Source organism: Butyrivibrio sp. FC2001 (assembly GCF_000424125.1).
GTDB lineage: Bacteria > Bacillota > Clostridia > Lachnospirales > Lachnospiraceae > Butyrivibrio.
Map to the genome: position 1 here is coordinate 200,089 of NZ_KE384132.1, position 18,488 is coordinate 218,576.

The following is an 18,488-nucleotide window of genomic DNA, read 5'->3' on the forward strand; positions in this document are numbered from 1 at the left end:
ACAAAGCTTATGCATGATAACCATAAAAAGAGAACTGTAATAGTTTTCATATTGCTGATCATTCTGGTGATCGCGGGGCTTTTGATTAACATCTGCATCGGCAGTACAAGCATCAGCTTAAGTGATGTGATTAAGTCGGTTTTTAAAGGAAATGCAGATGCCAAGACCGCCAATATCATCATGAATATCAGAATTCCAAGAACGGTCATGACACTTTTCCTTGGTGGAGCGTTGGCTGTATCAGGCTTCCTTCTTCAGACATATTTTGCCAATCCCATAGCGGGACCATATATTCTGGGAATTTCCTCGGGAGCAAAGATGGCAGTTGCGGTGACACTTATTTTTATAGTGGGAAGTACAGGCTATTCCTCCGGACTTATGCTTATCGTATCAGCGTTCGTGGGAGCGCTGATATCAACCGGATTCATTATACTGATATCATCTAAGATTAAAAACATGGCAGCTCTTCTTGCAGCCGGAATAATGGTGGGATATATATGCAGCGCCATCACGGATTTTCTGATAGCCTTTGCGGATGATTCGGATATTGTGAATCTCCATGGCTGGTCTCAGGGAAGCTTTTCCGGAGCCAACATGAACGGAGTAAGGTATTCGGTGGTCGTTGTAGTAATAGCGCTTGTATTATCGATGATGCTAAGTAAGAGTCTTGATGCTCTGAGGCTTGGTGAGACCTACGCGAAAAGTGTAGGAGTAAATGTAAAGGTGTGCAGGATCTGCATAATACTTTTATCAAGTCTGCTTGCAGCCTGTGTTACTGCCTTTGCAGGACCGGTATCCTTTATAGGAATAGCTGTTCCGTTCCTTATGAGGCAGTCATTAAAATCATCAAAGCCTATTATTCTTATTCCGGCATCCTTCCTCGCAGGCTCTGTATTTTGTATGTTCAGTGACCTTTTGGCGAGGGTGATGTTTGCTCCCATGGAGCTTAATATTTCAGCGGTGACATCACTGTTTGGTGCACCGATAGTAATTTTCATGATCATCAGGAGAAATAAAAACCATGGAGCTTCTTAAAGTCATAGCAGGCTATGGGAAAAATATAATAATAAACGGCGCTGAGGCTAAGATCCAAAAGGGTGAGATCATTTCTCTTATAGGTCCAAACGGCGGCGGAAAATCAACGCTTCTTAAGACCATCTCAGGTCAGCTCCGTATTCTTGGAGGAACAGTTCACATCGGAGAGGATGACATTAAAAGCATTTCACTTAAGGATTTGTCTGAGAGACTTTCCATCGTGACAACGGAGAGGGTTAAGCCGGAGCTGATGAGCTGCTTTGATGTCGTAATGTCAGGAAGACTTCCCTATACAGGAAGCTTTGGCTCCTTTTCAGAGGCTGACTATGAAGCAGGAAATAGAGCTTCGACTTTAATGAAAATAGATAAGCTAAAGGAAAAGCCCTTCGAAGCACTTAGCGATGGACAAAAGCAGAGAACTCTCATAGCGAGAGCGATATGCCAGGAGCCTTGGTACCTTATTATGGATGAGCCTACATCCTATCTTGATATCAGGTACAGGATGGAGCTTCTGGAGGTTTTGAAGGAGCTTTCGGATAAGGGCATAACAATAATAATGTCACTTCATGAGCTTGATCTTGCGCTGGAGATATCATCAAGAGTTCTCCTTATAGACGGCGAGGGTAAGGTGATCGTTGAGAGTCCGCAGGACGTTCTCGAAAAGGGAATGATTAAGGACCTGTATCGCCTTACAGATGATATGTACGAGAAGGTAAAGGCTCAGCTGCAGTACAGTCTGAAAGGGGCAGAAAAGGCTTCGGACGAAAATATTGGGAAAGCTTCAGATAAGCCTTCGGAGAATGTACGTCACTCATCATATTTTCTTAATAAGGAGTGTGAGTACTATCCCTGTCATAACCTTCCGGAGGAGTGCTTTAGCTGCATGTTCTGTTATTGTCCGCTTTACGATATGAAGGACTGTGGTGGCGAATATACCTACACGGAAAAGGGAGCCAAGAACTGTAAAAATTGTACCTTCCCTCATGACAGGAACAACTACGGCAAGGTGATAAAAAAGCTAAAGGAAAAGATGTATGGAGACCGCTGAATTTAAAAACTACAAATTCATATGCTATACCGATGCCGGCTGTGAGCTCATGAAAAGGACAGTGGCAGCCCTTTGCGAAAATGAAGATGTTAATGAAAATGTCATAGTAAGTAAGGTAAATGACCTTAAAGATTGGACCGCTTCCAATTTTCAAAAGGGGAATACTCTGGTATTTATTGGTGCCATGGGAATAGCAGTAAGGGCAATAGCGCCTTTCGTTAAGGACAAGACCACTGATCCTGCGGTGATCGTTATTGATGAAAAGGGGCATTATGTTATTCCTGTTTTATCGGGGCACATCGGAGGCGGCGTTGAGTATTCAAAGCGCCTTGCCGAGATTGTCAGCGGAGAGGCTGTAATTACTACCGCCACTGATGTTGAAGGGCTCTTTGCAGTAGATGTTTTTACGAAGGACCATGATATGGTCATATCCGACATGAAGAAGGCAAAGGAGTTTTCAGCAGGACTTTTGAGAAATAAAACCGCCACATATTATGTGGATGAATATTTTGAAGAATATTTAAAGCTTGCGACAATTCCGGCTGAACTTAGAAAGGTACATTGCATTGGTGATAACCCCGATATGATAATTACGCCTGCGAAGACTACAGGAAAAATATTGCAGCTGATTCCAAAATGCCTTGTTGTCGGCATGGGCTGCAAAAAGGGAACAGATGCAGATAAGCTGTGTGAATTTTGCAAAGAATACCTGGAGGAAGCAGGTTTTGATATACGCTCTGTGAAGGCAGTTACTTCCATAGATATCAAGGAAAAGGAGCTGGGACTAATTGAGCTTTCAAAGAGATTAAATGCAGAGTTTGTGACTTTCTCTGCCGAAAAGCTTATGGAACAGGAGGGGGATTTTTCATCCTCTGATTTCGTAAAAAACATCACCGGAGCTGACAATATCTGTGAACGCTCCGTAATGGCTTATGGCAGCGAAAAGCTCCTTATAAAGAAAAGGTCGCAGGATGGAATGACCTTAGCTGTGGGGATAAAAAGATATGTGTAATGGAAAGATTTATATAGTCGGAATTGGGCCCGGGAAAATGGAGGGCATGACAAAAGCTGCTTTTATGGCTCTTGAGGAAAGTCAGTATATAGCAGGCTACACCGTGTACTGCGACCTTGTAAGAGACTATTTAAAGGATAAGGAATACATCGAAACACCCATGACCGGGGAGGAAAAGAGAGTAACTCTTGCCTTCGAAAAGGCTGCGGAAGGAAAAACTGTTTCAATTATCTGCAGCGGAGATGCAGGAGTATATGGCATGGCAGGCCTTGCCTGTGCCAAGGCTCCCTACTATGAAGGCGTTGAGATAAAGGTGATCCCCGGAGTTACAGCGGCTTTAAGCGGAGCAGCGCTTCTCGGAGCACCGCTTATTCATGACTTTTGCGTAATAAGCTTGAGCGATCGCCTTACCCCAATGGAGATAATAGAAAAGAGACTTCGCCTGGCTGCACAGGCTGATATGGCGATAGCAATCTATAACCCTGAGAGTAAATCAAGAAGCGGGTACCTTGCTCATGCCTGCGAAATCTTAGAGGAAGTAATTGAACCTGCGAGAGTATGCGGAATTGCAAGGAATATAGGACGCGAAGGAGAAGAGTGTGAGATCACAACGCTCGAAAAACTAAAGACCATAGATGCAGACATGTTTTCTACGGTTTTTATAGGTAATTCTTCTACAAAAAATATTGGCGGATTTATGGTTACGGCAAGAGGATATAAGAGTGAAAAGTAAGGTCTTGATATTTGGCGGAACAACTGAAGGAAGAGAACTGGCAGAGCTTTTAGACAGAGCTATGATACCTCATGCGGTAAGCGTTGCTACTGAGTATGGCGAGGAGATAGAGGAAAACGCAGGAGAAAAAAATCTCTTTGTCGGAAGACGTAATGCGTCAGAAATGGCAGATATCATGCGTGATGGAGGTTTTGGCATTGTTGTGGATGCAACCCATCCCTTTGCTACAGGGGCATCGGAGGAAATACGAAAAGCTTCCAAAGAGGCAGGCGTTAAATATCTTAGACTTTCAAGAGATACAGCATCAGGCTCTGAATATGGAGAAGATGTATTTGGTGTTTTAGATCTTGATGAAGCAGCAGGAAAGCTTATGGAAATCGGAGGCTCAGTACTTGTTCTTACAGGCAGTAAGGAGCTTAAGAACCTCACGTCAAAGCTTGGCAGTAATATCAATATCTATGCAAGAGTTCTGCCCAATGAGGACAGTCTTCAAAAATGCAAAGAGGCAGGACTTTCTGGGAGACAGATAATTGCTATGCAGGGGCCCTTTTCAAAGCAGATGAATATTGCGCTCATAGAGGAGACAGGCGTGGATGCCATTCTGACTAAGGAGAGCGGACAGAAAGGCGGTTTTGCAGAAAAGCTCCAGGCAGCAAAGGAATGCGGGATAAAGACCATAGTGATAAGAAATCCCGAGAGTGTTTCAGAAAACAGTGACGGAAAAAGCATGTCTGAAATAATCAGGGAGATAGAAAAAGAGACAGGTGCCCTGGTACGAACAATTACTGTTGCGGGAATGGGACCGGGAGATGAAAAACTGTTCACGGTAGACATCAGAAGAGCCATTCAAGGCGCAGATATTATTTTCGGAGCAGCCACTGTTACTGCTGCATTTAGAGAACTGACAGGAACAAAAACACCCACAAAAGATATATACAGAGGGGAAGAGATTCTTGAATTTCTGGATGAGCATACTGAGTATATGAGACCCCTTGTAATCTACTCAGGTGACATCAGCTTATGCAGCGGAGCCATTAAGGCTACCGAGGTTTTTGAGAAGGCGGGCTACAGGGTAGAACGTATACCCGGGATATCATCGGTTACTCTTTTTGCTGAGAGACTCCGCATAGATCTACAGAATTGCAGCATCCTAAGTGCTCATGGAAAGGATGCCAATGTCACAGGGCATGCCATGAAAAACGAAAGGCTTATCGCTCTTACGTCAGGCTATAAGCATGCTTTGGAGATTGCAGATAAGCTTCCTGAAAACATGAAGGTAGTTCTTGGATACGAGCTTGGCAGTAAGGATGAAGAGCTGATAGTTGTTAGAGATTATGACGAGCAGAAAGATACTCAATCAGAGAAAAATGCCGGCGTTGTGAAGGACTACACCGGAAGGTGCCTGTTATACATTGAGAATCCGGAGGCTTATACAAATTCTGTTTATCCTGCCATTGGTGATAATGAATTCATAAGAGGGAAGGTCCCTATGACCAAGGAGGAAATACGATCCTTCTCGATCAGAAAGCTTGGTCTCACCGTAGAATCGATTCTCTACGATATAGGTGCAGGAACGGGCTCAGTCTCAATTGAAGCTGCTCTGGTTCATCCTGATATAAAGGTGTATTCCATCGAGAAAAAGCCTGAGGCCATAGAGCTTCTTAATAAAAACCGAAGGAAATTCCATGCGGATAATATGGAGATAATAGAGGGCACAGCACCTGATGCGATGGATGGACTTCCCGCGCCAACGCATGCTTTTATAGGTGGAAGCAGCGGCAATATGAAGGAGATTATAGAAAAGGTCAGGGCTTTAAATGAGGAGGCAAAGATAGTTATTAACTGCCTTACACCCCAGACCTTGTCGGAGGTTATGGATATAGTAGCTACCTACGAAAATATTACTCCTGAGATAACACAGATTAGTGCCACAAGGTTTAAAAAGGCAGGAAGCTACGATCTTCCTGATGCCCAGAACCCTGTATATATAATTTCTTTTTGAGTATTTGATGATTTAAAACCAATAACATTTTTATCGGAGAAAAACATTGAACAGTAACAAACAAGTGCCGGGAATACTTATAGCGGCTCCCGGAAGTGGAAGCGGCAAGACACTTATTACCTGCGCACTTTTACAAATATTAAAAAGACATGGATACAGGCCGGCATCCTTTAAATGCGGACCTGATTATATAGACCCCATGTTTCATAAGAAAGTGCTGGACCTTCCTTCAAGAAATCTTGATGTCTATCTGGCAGGGGAAAGAGGAATCATATCCTGCCTTGAAAAAGGAATGAAGGATTCTGATATCGCTGTGATAGAAGGCGTGATGGGATTTTTTGATGGGATAAGTGCTGCTTCTACCAACGGTTCCTCTTATGACATCGCAGGGATCACAGGCATTCCTGCCATACTTGTTGTTAACGCAAGAGGCATGAGTAAATCCATTATTCCGCTTATAAAGGGTTTTGTGGATTACGGTGATGGTAAGCGGATTAAGGGCGTTATCCTTAATAACATCTCCGCCATGCTGGCAGAGAAGATCAGGGATGATATCTATGAGGAAACAGGTGTCCCTGTAATTGGACACCTTCCTGTAATGAAGGATGTGGCATTTGAGAGCAGACACCTGGGACTCGTTATGCCAAATGAGATAGCAGATGTCCTTGATAAGATAGAGCGGGTAGCTGATGAGCTTGAAAAAAGCCTTGATATTATGCAGCTCCTTGATATGGCAAAGTGCAACCTGAGCATAGATAAAGACAGTGCTGACAATGATCAGAGTGATGATTTACTAGAAAAAATAGAGTTGTTTAGGCAAACGCATGAGCCTGTCCGGGTTGGTGTTGCAATGGATGAAGCCTTCTGTTTTTACTACGAGGATAACCTTGATCTGTTAAGAGAGCTTGGGGCTGAGATTGTTCCCTTTTCACCAATACATGATGAGAGAATACCTGATGTTTCAAAGCTGATACTTGGAGGCGGATACCCTGAGCTTTATGCTAAGGAATTATCGGAAAATGTCTCTATGCTTGAGAGTATCAGAAACGTAGCAAATAATGGAATGCCGATTTTGGCAGAGTGCGGAGGGTTCCTCTATCTGCAAAAGAAAATGGCAGACGCTGGCGGTGAGAGCTATGATATGGCTGGCATTTTTCAAGGCGAGGCTCACATGACAACATCTCTTAAGCACTTCGGATACGTGGGAGTAACTGCAGAAAAAGATAATCCATATCTAAATTCAGGCGAGACCATAAGGGGACATGAATTCCACTATTACGACACAAGTGACAACGGAGATATATGTGCTATTAAAAAGCCTGTGGGTGACAGGCACTGGCAGGGCTACAGATTAAATGAGAATGTATTTGGCGGCTTCGCGCACCTCTATTATCCGTCATGCCCTGAATTTATATTTAGATTTCTGGAGAGATAAATACCAAATGACCATTACCAAAAAGGAAGACATTTTTCAAATAAAAATAGATAAACCTGTTGAAAAGGCAGCCTTAAGTGCAAAGGCAGCTTTTAACAGTATAGCTAAGCCTCTTGACGGACTTGGTGACTTTGAGGAGCTTATCTGTGACATAGCAAAGGTGCAGGGAACAGAGGACATAAACATAAGTAAACGCGCCGCCATCATCATGTGTGCGGATAACGGAATCGTTGAGGAGGGAGTTTCCCAGAGCGGAAAGGAGATTACACTTTCAGTTGCAAGGGCGCTGTCAAATGGGATCAGCTCAGCCTGCACACTTGCAGGATCTGCCGGAGTGGATGTCATACCTGTTGATATAGGAATAGATACAGATGAAAAGCTAGAGGGCGTAAGGAACTATAAGATTGCTAATGGAACTAAGAATTTTCTTAAAGAGCCTGCCATGTCCGAGGAGGAGCTGTGCAGAGCAATTGAAACCGGCATAACTCTTACAAAGGAATTATCAGAGCAAGGCTATAAGCTTCTTGTTACAGGAGAGATGGGAATTGGTAACACCACAACCTCAACTGCGGTTATTGCAGCCGCATTAGATATAGACAGTGATGAGATAACAGGAAGAGGAGCGGGAATAGATGACAATGGACTATCCCGTAAAAAAGAGGTCATAAAAAAGAGCCTTGAGAAATACCGCTTCGATGAAATAAGTGACGAAAAGGAAAGAGCCTTTAAGATACTGCAGAGTGTTGGCGGCCTTGATATAGCGGGAATGACAGGTATTGTTATAGGCGGAGCCATGTATCATGTGAGCATAGTTCTTGACGGGCTTATAAGCTCCACCGCTGCAGTTATCGCAGACATGCTTGTTCCTGGAGTAAGAGATTACCTTATTGCATCACATGCAGGAAGAGAAAAGGGAAATCTCATGGCACTTGATAAGCTGGGACTTAAGCCATATATGAACGGCAGCATGGCACTTGGTGAAGGAACGGGAGCGATAATGCTTTTTCCTTTGATCGATACAGTCTGCGATTTTTATAAAAAAGCAGCGAGATTTGAAGACTACAACATGGAAGAATATAAGAGGTATTCCTGATGATAGTGCTAATACTTGGAACGCCTGACAGCGGGAAATCCCTAAAGGCGGAGAGCCTTATTACAGAGATGTCTGAGGGCGGCGAAATACTATATGTCGCAACGATGATACCCTACGGGAAAGAGGGTGAGGAGCGCATCGCCCGCCACAGGAAAATGAGAGAAGGCAAGGGCTTTATAACTATAGAATGCCCTACAGAAGTAGACAGACTTATAGATGACATAGACAGTCTTGAAGAGAAAAATATTCTTCTTGAATGTATGTCTAATCTTGTGGGAAATGAGATGCATTCTGAATCAAATAACGATTTGTCACAGGAAGAACTATCGGACAGGATAATTACAGAGACTATGATGCTTGGTGAAAAAAGCAAGAATCTTGTTATCGTATCCAACAGTTTTCCTGAGGATGATCCTCTTTACGATGAGGATACAAGACGATATGTGAAGCTTGTAAATAAGGTGAATGTTTTATTAAAGGAAAAGTCAGATAAGACAATAGAGCTGACTGATGGAGAGTGGATAATAAGTGGGAATCTTTAAAAGTATAATAATTGCATTTTCATTATATTCAAGAATTCCGATGCCGGTTTTTACCTGGCAGGAAAAAGATATGAAGCATGCCATAAGCGCACTTCCGCTTATAGGAGCTGTTATCGGTGGTCTTTCCTATGGAGTGTTCAGGCTTTCTATGGCCTTTGATATTCCGGTGTTTTGCCTTACCTTGTTTCTCTCTGTATTGCCACTTATAGTGACAGGTGGCTTTCACATGGACGGCTTTATGGATGTGCAGGATGCAAAGAACTCATATCAGGATAAAGAGAAAAAGCTTGAGATCATGAAGGATCCTCACATAGGAGCCTTTGCCGTAATAAGTGTTTCTATCTTTGGGATGATCTGGCTCTCGTTTTTTTACCTGCTGTTATCAAAATCACTTGAAAAGGGAGATTATAAATATCTGTTTATTTATATGGCTTCATTTTTCTTTGTAAGAGCAATTTGCGGACTTACAAGTATCATTTTTGATAAGGCAAAAAAGTTTGGAATGTTAAACACAGAGACTAACAGCACGGGCAGCGTTGATAAAGTAATTCTTTTACTAGAAGCGCTTTGCGGAATAGGGAGCTTCTTATATTTTGATATCAAGGCAGGAATAGTATGCGCTACAGCACTTGCGCTTTTTACTGTTTTTTATAAGCACATGTGCAACAAGGAGTTTGGCGGAGTAACCGGAGATACTGCAGGGTACTTTGTGTGTATGGGCGAAGGCATAATAGTGATATGCCTGGCTGTTCTTAGCATAATTTTTTAAAGGCGAAGGAAATATGAAATACCATTTAATGGCTTTTGCAATAGGCTTTCTGATGGATCAGATAATTGGAGATCCTATGAATTTTCCACATCCCATAAGGCTTATCGGGAACCTGATCCATTTTCTCGATGAAAAGCTTCTGGGGGATGTTAAGGATAAAAAGCGAAACGAAAAATCAGAGTTTTTAAAAGGAATACTACTTTGTATAGTAGTTATCACTGCTGTGATCCTGGTGACGGGCACTATCATGTTTGCATCATATAAGCTTCATCCATATCTGGGAGTTGCCATAGAGACGATTCTTACCTGCTACATACTTGCAGCTAAGAGCCTCAGGGATGAGAGCATGAAGGTATATGATGCCCTTGAAAATAAGACCATAGAAGACGCCAGATATGCGGTATCCATGATAGTCGGACGAGATACGGCGGTGTTGGATGAAAAGGGAATAACCAAGGCAGCGGTTGAGACTGTTGCGGAGAACACCTCGGATGGAGTGATTGCACCGCTCATCTATACATTTATAGGCGGACCGGTTCTGGGCTTTGCCTACAAGGCTGTAAATACCATGGATTCCATGGTGGGCTATCACAATGACAGATATGAGCATTTTGGCACAGCTGCAGCAAGACTCGATGACGTCGTCAATTTCCTTCCTGCAAGAATAAGTGGGCTTCTGATGATTCTGGCTGCTTTTATAAGCGGTCCGGAATACAGCGGAAAAGGCGCTTACAGAATTTTCAAAAGAGACAGGTTCAACCATAAGAGCCCCAATTCCGCACAGACTGAGGCTGCCTGCGCAGGAGCGCTATCCATCAGGCTTGCGGGAGATGCCAGGTACTTTGGCAAAATTGTGAAAAAGCCATTTATAGGCGATGATGTCAGACCAGTTGAAACAAAAGATATTAAACGTGCGTGCAGACTTATGTTTAATACTGAGTATCTTTGCATGGCAATATTATTATTACTTGGAGTGATCTATGTTACATGGCGGTGAGATATACGGACAAAAAATAGCATACGACTTCTCAGTGAATCTTAATCCTTTTCCGTGTCCTGAGCAGGTAAAGAGGGCAGTTATTTATGCTGCTGAAAAAATAGACCTGTACCCTGATATTCAGCAGACTGCGTTTAGAAAAGCGGTTGCTGCATCTGAAGGCTGTGACCTTAGCTATGAAAATATCATAGGAGGTAATGGTGCGTCGGAGCTTCTCGTATCGGCTCTTAGATACATAAATCCGAAGAGAGCTTTAATGCCCGTTCCGTCTTTTTACGGATACAGACATGCGCTTAATATGCTTGATAGATGTGTTACGGAGACTTACTTATTATCAGAGCAAAATGATTATGCATTGGATGAAGGCTTTATAAAAAAAATAACTGATGACATCGACGCAGTAATTATCGCAAATCCAAACAACCCAACTGGCAGATGCATAGATGAAAAGCTTCTTGACGCCATTATAAAAAAGTGTGTAAGTACAAATACGTTTCTTGTAATAGATGAGTGCTTCTTAAAGCTCTCATGTGGCAACAGCGCAAAAAAATACATAGGCTGTGTTCCTAAGCTTATTGTAATAGATGCGTATACAAAGCTATTCTCGATTCCGGGTGTCCGTGTTGGTTATGCCATCGCTGATGAGAAGGATATAACAGGTATAAGAAGATATTTACCTGAATGGAATCTGTCTGTCTTTGCAGAGAAGGCCGGTATCATCTGTGCGCAGATTTTAATGGATGATTCATACGTGGAGAAATCCCTTGAGATGATACGAAAAGGAAGAGAACAGTTATGTAATGGATTTAATGCTCTTGATATGAAGGTGTATAAATCCTATACTAATTTCATATTGATTAAATCAAGTAGAAATCTTCAGGATGTTCTTTTGAAACATGGTATTCTTATCCGCGATTGCAGTAATTTTGAAGGATTATCAAAAGGCTACTACCGCGTTGCAGTTAAGGATGAAGAGAATAATCAGCGACTTTTAGATGCATGTAAATAAAAATTAAGGAGGGGGACATGGCTAAAGAAGTTGAGAGTGAATTCAGGTTATTACCTGAGGAGGCAGTAATTTTAAGAAATGACAAGGTTGGAACAGGATCATCAATTCTTCCTGCGGCGCTTCTATTTCCGGTATAGAGGACGAAGTGGTGGTATGTCCGTTCTGCGGAACAAGCAATAAGATGAGAGCTTGCTAAAATCTATAACAATCTATTTTAGCTCGGTATAATGCCGTCTGAAAGGAGGAGAATATCTTTCCTTTAGGCGGCTTTTTATATGAAAAGTCTATAAAAAATGCGGAGAAATCAACACTTTATGTAAATAAGTATTGTAAAATTAAAGTTGATTCTTATGAGGAGGGTCCTGCTATGAAAACAATTAAACCAAATGGGAAATTGATTTTTAATGCAATATTCTTATTCGTATTTTTTATACTTCTTGTATCAACTATGAGGTTATCCGTAAAGGCGGTAAGTAATTATCCTCTTGTAGTTGCAGGTACGGTTGTTACCGATGAGAATAATAATGATATTCCGGGAGAACCGTCTTGGGGAACCAAGGAGGGAAAGGCATCTTTTGTGCCTGCTTCAGATGGTCAGAGTGGAACGCTCACCCTGAATAATTTTAAGTATACTACAGCGAACAATAGCTCAAACAACTACGCAATAAAGTATACAGGAATGGGGACACTGACTATTGTTTTGGTTGGAAATAACAAGATTGAGTTGGCATCGGTGAATGCATATACTTATGGAATATGCCACAAAAATGAATCTGGAAATAATGTCGTTATTACAAGTGATAGCTATAACAACAGTCTTGAGATAACAAAAACAGGATATAATGGTACAGCTATTGGCGATGAAGGGGATAGTAACGATAGTGGTACACTTACAATTACCGGAAAATCAAAGCTTAAGATTACCGGTATTATTGATGTTATAAAGAATAATCAGGATATAGTGATCAATGATGGCGCGCAGATTGAAGTAACTGCTCAAGGCTTCGGAGTAACTGAGGGAAGTGCTATATCCAGTTGCGGCAAAATAACTATCGGTGGGAATGCTAAGATTATCGCAAATGCCTTTGGGAATAGTATTGAAGCATCCGCTATAATTATAGAGGGGAATAGTCATGTTAAAGCAGCCAGCAAGAATGGTACATGTATTGCTGCTTCACACAATATTATTATCAGAGGAAAAGCCAATGTGATTGCTTGTGGCACTGATCCAGATGAATTACAGAGTGGGTTACATGCAGATGGCAATGTTTCTATTTGTGGGGATGCGAATGTTTCATCTTCTGGTGGGCTTTTAGGTATTGCAGCCGGCACAATCACTATAGACGACAATGCAATAGTAAATGCTACAGGAGAGATATTTGCTACGGCAACATCATCCGGAGATTTTACAATTAAAGGAAATTCCAGGCTAATAGCAAAAGGGAATTGGGTAGGTATAATGCTAATTAACGGAGGTAAAATCCTGATTGACGAAAACTGTAAAGTCCTTGTTTCAGGTGGTGAATATTATGCTATTTCAGGAGATGTGAAAAATACTATTTCCGGTGTCGGCTGGACTGACGAAGCAGGTACAACAGGAAAGGCGATTATTCCGGTTGTATCAATTGAAAGAGAAATAGATGAATTTAAGAGGGTACAATTTCCTGCACAAATCGATGAAGATATAAGTGCTAACATAGAAAAAGGGCCGGGCACTCCTGACATTGAAATTGAAGGTATCACACCTGAAATGATCTGGAGCATAGCAAATGCTGAAGAGCGAAAAATGATTACTCTTGGTGTGAAAACGGTACTTACTCTTAGAGTCAATAATGCTGATTCCTCAATTTCTGCTTCAGAAAAACAGAGTATAGAAGCTGCTATGAAAAAGGCTAATCCCAATGCGATTGTGGGAATGTTCCTTGATCTGAGTCTGGTGCTTAGAATAGGGGATACGTATCAAAGAGAGATCACCTCTTTGAATGGAAGAAAAATAATTATTAAAATAAAGGTTCCGGAAAAGTTCAATGCGCCTTCCGGAAAAAAGCGTACCTTCTACATTATTGTCGATCATAATGGACAGGTTGGCATAGTAAAAGCCACAACAGAAATGTCTATACCTTTCGAGGCTGGACAGTTTTCAACGTATGCACTTGCATACTCTGACGAAGCTGTAGAAGCTGTGACAGAAGGCTTCAATACATCTATTAAGGTTGTTCAGAAAGACGGAAAGCTAAAAATCAGCTGGGATAAAGTCGATGGCGTATCCAAAGTTGAGGTTTTCCTTACGTATTGTGGGAATAAGTTCTCATCAAAAGCAACTAAGAAAACCTCAGGAACAAAGGTAACAATTAAGAAGCTCAATGGAAAAGCCCTGGATTTTAAGAAGAATTTTAAGCTTTATCTCGCAGCATACGATAGCAATGGCAGGAGAATCGGTAAGTCCTTACATGGTCATTTTGTTGGAAAGGATAACGAGAAGTACACTAATCCTAAATCAATAAAGCTTGGAGCAAAGAGTATATCTATTGCAAAGGGCCAGAGCTATAAGGTAAAGGCTTCTGTTAAACTTGAGGATAAGGGCAAAAAGCAGCTCTCAAATAACCATGCTCCCAAGCTTAGATATAGATCAACAAACTCCGCTGTGGCGGCAGTCGATAAGAAGGGTAACATAACCGGAATTGCTGCCGGAAGCTGCGATGTCTATGTTTATGCTAAAAATGGAATTGCGAAGAAAATAACCGTTACGGTTACTGAATAAAAAACTAATGGATGGGATTTTGTATGGAACAAAAAAGAATTGAAGGGCTATGGGACTGTGTATTCTGTAGCACTAAGGGTATTCGTGCGCGTTTTGACACCTGCCCTAATTGTGGTAAGCCAAGAGGAATAGATACCTTATTCTATTTACCTGATGATATTGAGTCTGCAGAGCTTACTAAAGAGGAAGCTGCAAAGACAACGAATGAGCCGGATTGGCTTTGTGAATATTGCGATCACTATAACAGATCTGATGTAGCTGTGTGTCAAAAATGTGGTGCTCCAAGAACTGGCGCTAAGAAAAACTACGGAACTCTGCATCATCTTACGGGGAAGTTTTAAATAGTGTTTTTGGGGATTATTTGTTAGTATTAAAGAACTATGTTTTTTAATCTAAGAAAAATAACAAAAGATAACAGAAGATAAAAAACAATAACAGATAATAACAAAAGATAACAGAAGATAAAAAATAATAACAGATAATAACAAAAGATAAAAAATAGTAGATCCTATATCGAATGATAGGAAAGGAGTTTTAAATGGCTAAGCAGCTGGTGGCAGATCTTTATGGCTGCGGAGAGATTATAGATGATCCCAAGCGAATCGTGGAGGCCGCGCATACGGCTATCGAATATGTAGGGGCTAGTATCGTGGAGGAATGTGTTCACGAATTTGAGCCCATAGGAGTTACCTATTTTGCTGTTATAACTACCTCACATTTTTCAGTGCATACATGGCCGGAGTATGGCTATGCTGCCATAGATATCTTTTCATGCTCAGATACTGTGGTGGATGGAATTGCTGAGAAGCTTAAGGAATTGTTTGAGGCAAAGCAGGTTAAAGTAAAGGTTATTGAAAGGGATATAAGTGCAGGCGGTATAGAGCCTGAGGGAATAGAGAAATGAACATAAGAGTTGGATCCAAACTACAGATTAGTAATCTGGAAGCCCATGTCATCGGAGAGGTTACATACAAAAATACTGAGGATGGCAATAAGAGGTGGACAGAATACAGATTAAAAACAAAGCATGGAGAGCGATGGCTTTCAATCGATGATGTGTATAAAGAGTATACACTATCATGGCCGGAGAATGGAGTTCGCGGAAGAGTAGGCCCTGAGTGGCACGAGGTGGATAAGGGCCATCAGGTTGTAGTTCACGCATCAGGAGATGTGGATGTTGAGAGCGGAGATGAAGCTGACTTCGTTGAGTTTGAGGACGCATCCGAAGATAATACACTCTCTGTGGAAATATGGGATGACGGAACAGAGTATTCCAAGGGAGTATACCTTGATAAGAGTGACATCAGGGTTGTTGGCTATGAAAAGCCAAAGGTGAATTTAGTAAGCGGTGACAAATTTGGTCTTTATATGATGGTAGCTTTCATTGTCTTTGGAATTTTTGCCAGTCTTATTGATTATATTCCGGCACCTGTGAAGCAGATCAGTAAGTATATAAAATCCAATACCAATTATGCTTATGTAACCTCGATAACCGGCAATCAGGATCAAAAGGCGGATGTTTACGAATATAAAGTTAGTGGTGTTACGACGGACACCATCGCAAAGGACATCATAGATGGTGTAGAGGGAGAGACCGAATCCGTTACGCAGCAGGATGACATACTTAATCACAGCATTGCTATAGTCACCAAAAAGGAATACTGCCTGCTGTATCATCCCGATGATGATACCAACAGGGTTTACGTTCAGATATCACCCAGAAAGTACAACTATACATCTGACAATTCGCCCTATAGGAGCTCTGATTCGACCACACACTGGTACAGGAGTCATTACTATAACTCCAGCTATGCTAAGGACAGTACAAGCTATAAGAGAACGCCCTCTGCCTACAGCACCTATAGTGGCGATACCATTCACAATATAGGCAATGGCTATTTTGACAGCTATTCATCTTCGGTAAGGCAGCGAAGCATCAATGCCAGACGATCTTCAGGCGGCGGCATGGGCGGCGGTAAATAAGAAAGAAAATAAATCTTGGAGGATTAAAAATATGGTAGCACTTGAAACATTTGTATATCTCGCAATAGGACTTGCAGTAATGATCATAGGTCATTTCATCATAGACCTTTTGATTCCTGTTGATTTTCCTAGGGAAATCCATGAAGGCAACAAGGCAGTAGGCTGGGTATCAGCAGGCATTTATGCAGGCCTTGGATTCATTATTCGTTCAGCGATCATTTCCTTTGATATTTCAGAGTCGCAGGATCTTATGAGCGGTGCCATAAGCACAGGAATGTTTGCAGGCATCGGCGTGGCAGCATTACTTATCGGTTACTTCGTTGTTGATCTTGTAAACAGAAAGTTCAACTTTGGAGTAGAGCTTAAAGAAAAAAATGAAGCAGCCGGCATCATGATCTTTGGTATCTTTATGGGCGTTGCTTTCATCGTGAGCGGCGTAATTCAGTAATCTTAGGAAGGCGTTTTTAATGAGTAGCAAGTATAGACTTCTGATGCTGACAACCCTGATAATATCAGGGTGTTCGATGTGCTACGAGCTTATTATCAGCGCAGTTAGTTCTTACCTTTTGGGAAACAGTACGCTTCAGTACTCGGTGACAATCGGCCTTTACATGGCGTCACTGGGAATCGGCTCGTACATTTCCAAATATTTTTCAAAGAATCTGTTTAACATATTTGTATCCATTGAGCTTGGAATCGGAGTTATCGGCGGAATCAGTTCCCTGGTGCTTTTCCTTGCAAACATTTACATATCAAACTATGCACTTGTCATGTATATGGAGATCATCATAATCGGAGCCTTTGCCGGCGCTGAGATTCCGATCATGACAAGGATCATCGAGCAGGATGAAAACAACCTTAAGGTTACGCTTTCTTCGATTTTCAGTTTTGACTACATCGGCGGACTTATTGGCTCGATCGCATTTCCGCTTATTCTTTTACCGAAGCTTGGATATTTCGCAACATCCTTTCTTTGCGGCTTTTTAAATATTCTTGCGGCCTTCCTCATCATGTGGAAGTTCGGTGAGAGGGTAGACAGGATAAAGGTGTTCAGGACCATGGCAGTTGTGCTTGCGGGACTAATGCTTGTAGGAATGGTGATGGCTGATAATATTTCAGAGTCCATCGAGGGGGGACTTTACAGAGACAGGGTGATTCTCATCGAGCAGACCCAGTACCAGAAGATAGTAATGACTAAGCACAAGGATGATGTCAGACTTTATATTGATGGAAACTGCCAGTTTTCAACCGAGGACGAATACCGTTACCACGAGGGACTGGTTCATATTCCGATGAACGAGACTAAGAGCAGGGAAAACATACTGATACTTGGTGGCGGCGATGGTCTTGCTGTGAGAGAGGTTTTAAAATATCCTGAGGTCAAAAGGATAGACCTTGTCGATCTTGATTCCGAGATGATAAGGATCTGCAGTACCAACGAGAATATCACCTCTATCAACGGCGGTAGTCTTTTATCTGAAAAGCTGAATATTTTCAATATGGATGCCTATAAGTATCTTGAGACCTGCCAGGATAAATATGATGTCATAATCGTGGACCTTCCGGATCCCAATACTGAGGTGTTAAATAAGCTCTATTCAAATGTGTTTTACAGGATGTGTGGCGGCTGCCTTAACGATACGGGAGTTCTTGTGGTTCAGTCCACAAGCCCCTATTATGCGACTAAGGCATTCTGGTGCATAAACAAGACCATTGAGAGCGAGGGTTTTAATGTAAAGGCTTATCATATGCAGGTTCCGGCCTTTGGAGACTGGGGATTTAATATGGCCAGCAGAGGTGTGCTTTCGGAGGAGATATCCTTTGATGTGGATACGAGATACCTTACTGCTGATAATGTATCTGCATTTTTCAAGTTTGGAAAAGACGAAATTGATCAGGACGTGGAGATAAATCATCTTACTAAACCTGTTTTAATGGAATACTATAATAAAGCTGAGGAGCTGTGGAACTAATAGGATATGTTTCACAGCTTTTAGTTTATAAAACTCTAATAATTTGGAGTGTCTTTTTTAATAGTTATTTACATTTTATGGTTTTATAATATAAAG

General features: G+C 41.8%; 17 protein-coding genes. All 17 read left to right on the top strand.

Going from position 1 to position 18,488, the window contains the following annotated elements:
- Positions 1 to 9 precede the first annotated feature (9 nt).
- The gene (locus G601_RS0114595) at positions 10 to 1,035 is read left to right on the top strand and encodes a FecCD family ABC transporter permease (RefSeq protein ID WP_026665805.1); all 1,026 of its coding nucleotides are present in this window, start codon (positions 10 to 12) and stop codon (positions 1,033 to 1,035) included.
- Entirely contained in the window at positions 1,022 to 2,083 is a 1,062-nt protein-coding gene (locus G601_RS23510; protein WP_051205886.1) for an ATP-binding cassette domain-containing protein, read from the top strand. Before G601_RS0114595 ends, G601_RS23510 begins: the two co-directional genes overlap by 14 nt.
- Positions 2,070 to 3,095, top strand: a complete 1,026-nt coding sequence (locus tag G601_RS0114605) for a cobalt-precorrin 5A hydrolase (protein ID WP_051205888.1) — start codon at positions 2,070 to 2,072, stop codon at positions 3,093 to 3,095. Before G601_RS23510 ends, G601_RS0114605 begins: the two co-directional genes overlap by 14 nt.
- Positions 3,088 to 3,828, top strand: coding sequence for a precorrin-3B C(17)-methyltransferase (gene cobJ / locus G601_RS0114610; RefSeq protein ID WP_026665807.1), 741 nt, complete (start codon positions 3,088 to 3,090; stop codon positions 3,826 to 3,828). The genes G601_RS0114605 and cobJ overlap by 8 nt, the downstream gene beginning before the upstream one ends.
- Positions 3,818 to 5,830 carry a precorrin-6A reductase gene (gene cobK / locus G601_RS0114615; RefSeq protein ID WP_026665808.1) on the top strand — a complete coding sequence of 671 codons (2,013 nt, stop codon included), beginning with the start codon at positions 3,818 to 3,820 and terminating at the stop codon, positions 5,828 to 5,830. Before cobJ ends, cobK begins: the two co-directional genes overlap by 11 nt.
- Before the next feature lie 46 nt (positions 5,831 to 5,876).
- Positions 5,877 to 7,265 carry a cobyrinate a,c-diamide synthase gene (locus G601_RS0114620; RefSeq protein ID WP_026665809.1) on the top strand — a complete coding sequence of 463 codons (1,389 nt, stop codon included), beginning with the start codon at positions 5,877 to 5,879 and terminating at the stop codon, positions 7,263 to 7,265.
- A gap of 7 nt (positions 7,266 to 7,272) precedes the next feature.
- A complete protein-coding gene (gene cobT, locus G601_RS0114625; protein ID WP_026665810.1) occupies positions 7,273 to 8,358 on the top strand; it encodes a nicotinate-nucleotide--dimethylbenzimidazole phosphoribosyltransferase in 1,086 nt (361 codons plus the stop codon).
- The gene (locus tag G601_RS0114630; protein ID WP_026665811.1) at positions 8,358 to 8,900 is read left to right on the top strand and encodes a bifunctional adenosylcobinamide kinase/adenosylcobinamide-phosphate guanylyltransferase; all 543 of its coding nucleotides are present in this window, start codon (positions 8,358 to 8,360) and stop codon (positions 8,898 to 8,900) included. The genes cobT and G601_RS0114630 overlap by 1 nt, the downstream gene beginning before the upstream one ends.
- The gene (locus G601_RS0114635) at positions 8,887 to 9,669 is read left to right on the top strand and encodes an adenosylcobinamide-GDP ribazoletransferase (RefSeq protein WP_026665812.1); all 783 of its coding nucleotides are present in this window, start codon (positions 8,887 to 8,889) and stop codon (positions 9,667 to 9,669) included. Before G601_RS0114630 ends, G601_RS0114635 begins: the two co-directional genes overlap by 14 nt.
- Before the next feature lie 13 nt (positions 9,670 to 9,682).
- The gene (cbiB, locus tag G601_RS0114640; protein WP_026665813.1) at positions 9,683 to 10,666 is read left to right on the top strand and encodes an adenosylcobinamide-phosphate synthase CbiB; all 984 of its coding nucleotides are present in this window, start codon (positions 9,683 to 9,685) and stop codon (positions 10,664 to 10,666) included.
- A complete protein-coding gene (locus tag G601_RS0114645; RefSeq protein ID WP_026665814.1) occupies positions 10,650 to 11,675 on the top strand; it encodes a pyridoxal phosphate-dependent aminotransferase in 1,026 nt (341 codons plus the stop codon). Before cbiB ends, G601_RS0114645 begins: the two co-directional genes overlap by 17 nt.
- A 367-nt stretch (positions 11,676 to 12,042) precedes the next feature.
- Complete coding sequence (locus G601_RS25235; protein WP_026665815.1) at positions 12,043 to 14,436, top strand: Ig-like domain-containing protein; 2,394 nt, start codon at positions 12,043 to 12,045, stop codon at positions 14,434 to 14,436.
- 23 nt (positions 14,437 to 14,459) lie between these two features.
- Positions 14,460 to 14,777 carry a hypothetical protein gene (locus tag G601_RS0114660; RefSeq protein ID WP_026665816.1) on the top strand — a complete coding sequence of 106 codons (318 nt, stop codon included), beginning with the start codon at positions 14,460 to 14,462 and terminating at the stop codon, positions 14,775 to 14,777.
- Between the two features lie 197 nt (positions 14,778 to 14,974).
- The gene (gene speD, locus G601_RS23520; protein WP_035790816.1) at positions 14,975 to 15,340 is read left to right on the top strand and encodes an adenosylmethionine decarboxylase; all 366 of its coding nucleotides are present in this window, start codon (positions 14,975 to 14,977) and stop codon (positions 15,338 to 15,340) included.
- Positions 15,337 to 16,419 carry a DUF4178 domain-containing protein gene (locus tag G601_RS25240; RefSeq protein ID WP_026665817.1) on the top strand — a complete coding sequence of 361 codons (1,083 nt, stop codon included), beginning with the start codon at positions 15,337 to 15,339 and terminating at the stop codon, positions 16,417 to 16,419. Before speD ends, G601_RS25240 begins: the two co-directional genes overlap by 4 nt.
- Positions 16,420 to 16,450: 31 nt before the next feature.
- Complete coding sequence (locus G601_RS0114675) at positions 16,451 to 16,867, top strand: DUF350 domain-containing protein (protein WP_026492624.1); 417 nt, start codon at positions 16,451 to 16,453, stop codon at positions 16,865 to 16,867.
- Between the two features lie 19 nt (positions 16,868 to 16,886).
- Entirely contained in the window at positions 16,887 to 18,392 is a 1,506-nt protein-coding gene (locus tag G601_RS0114680) for a polyamine aminopropyltransferase (RefSeq protein WP_026665818.1), read from the top strand.
- The last annotated feature ends 96 nt before the right edge of the window (positions 18,393 to 18,488 follow it).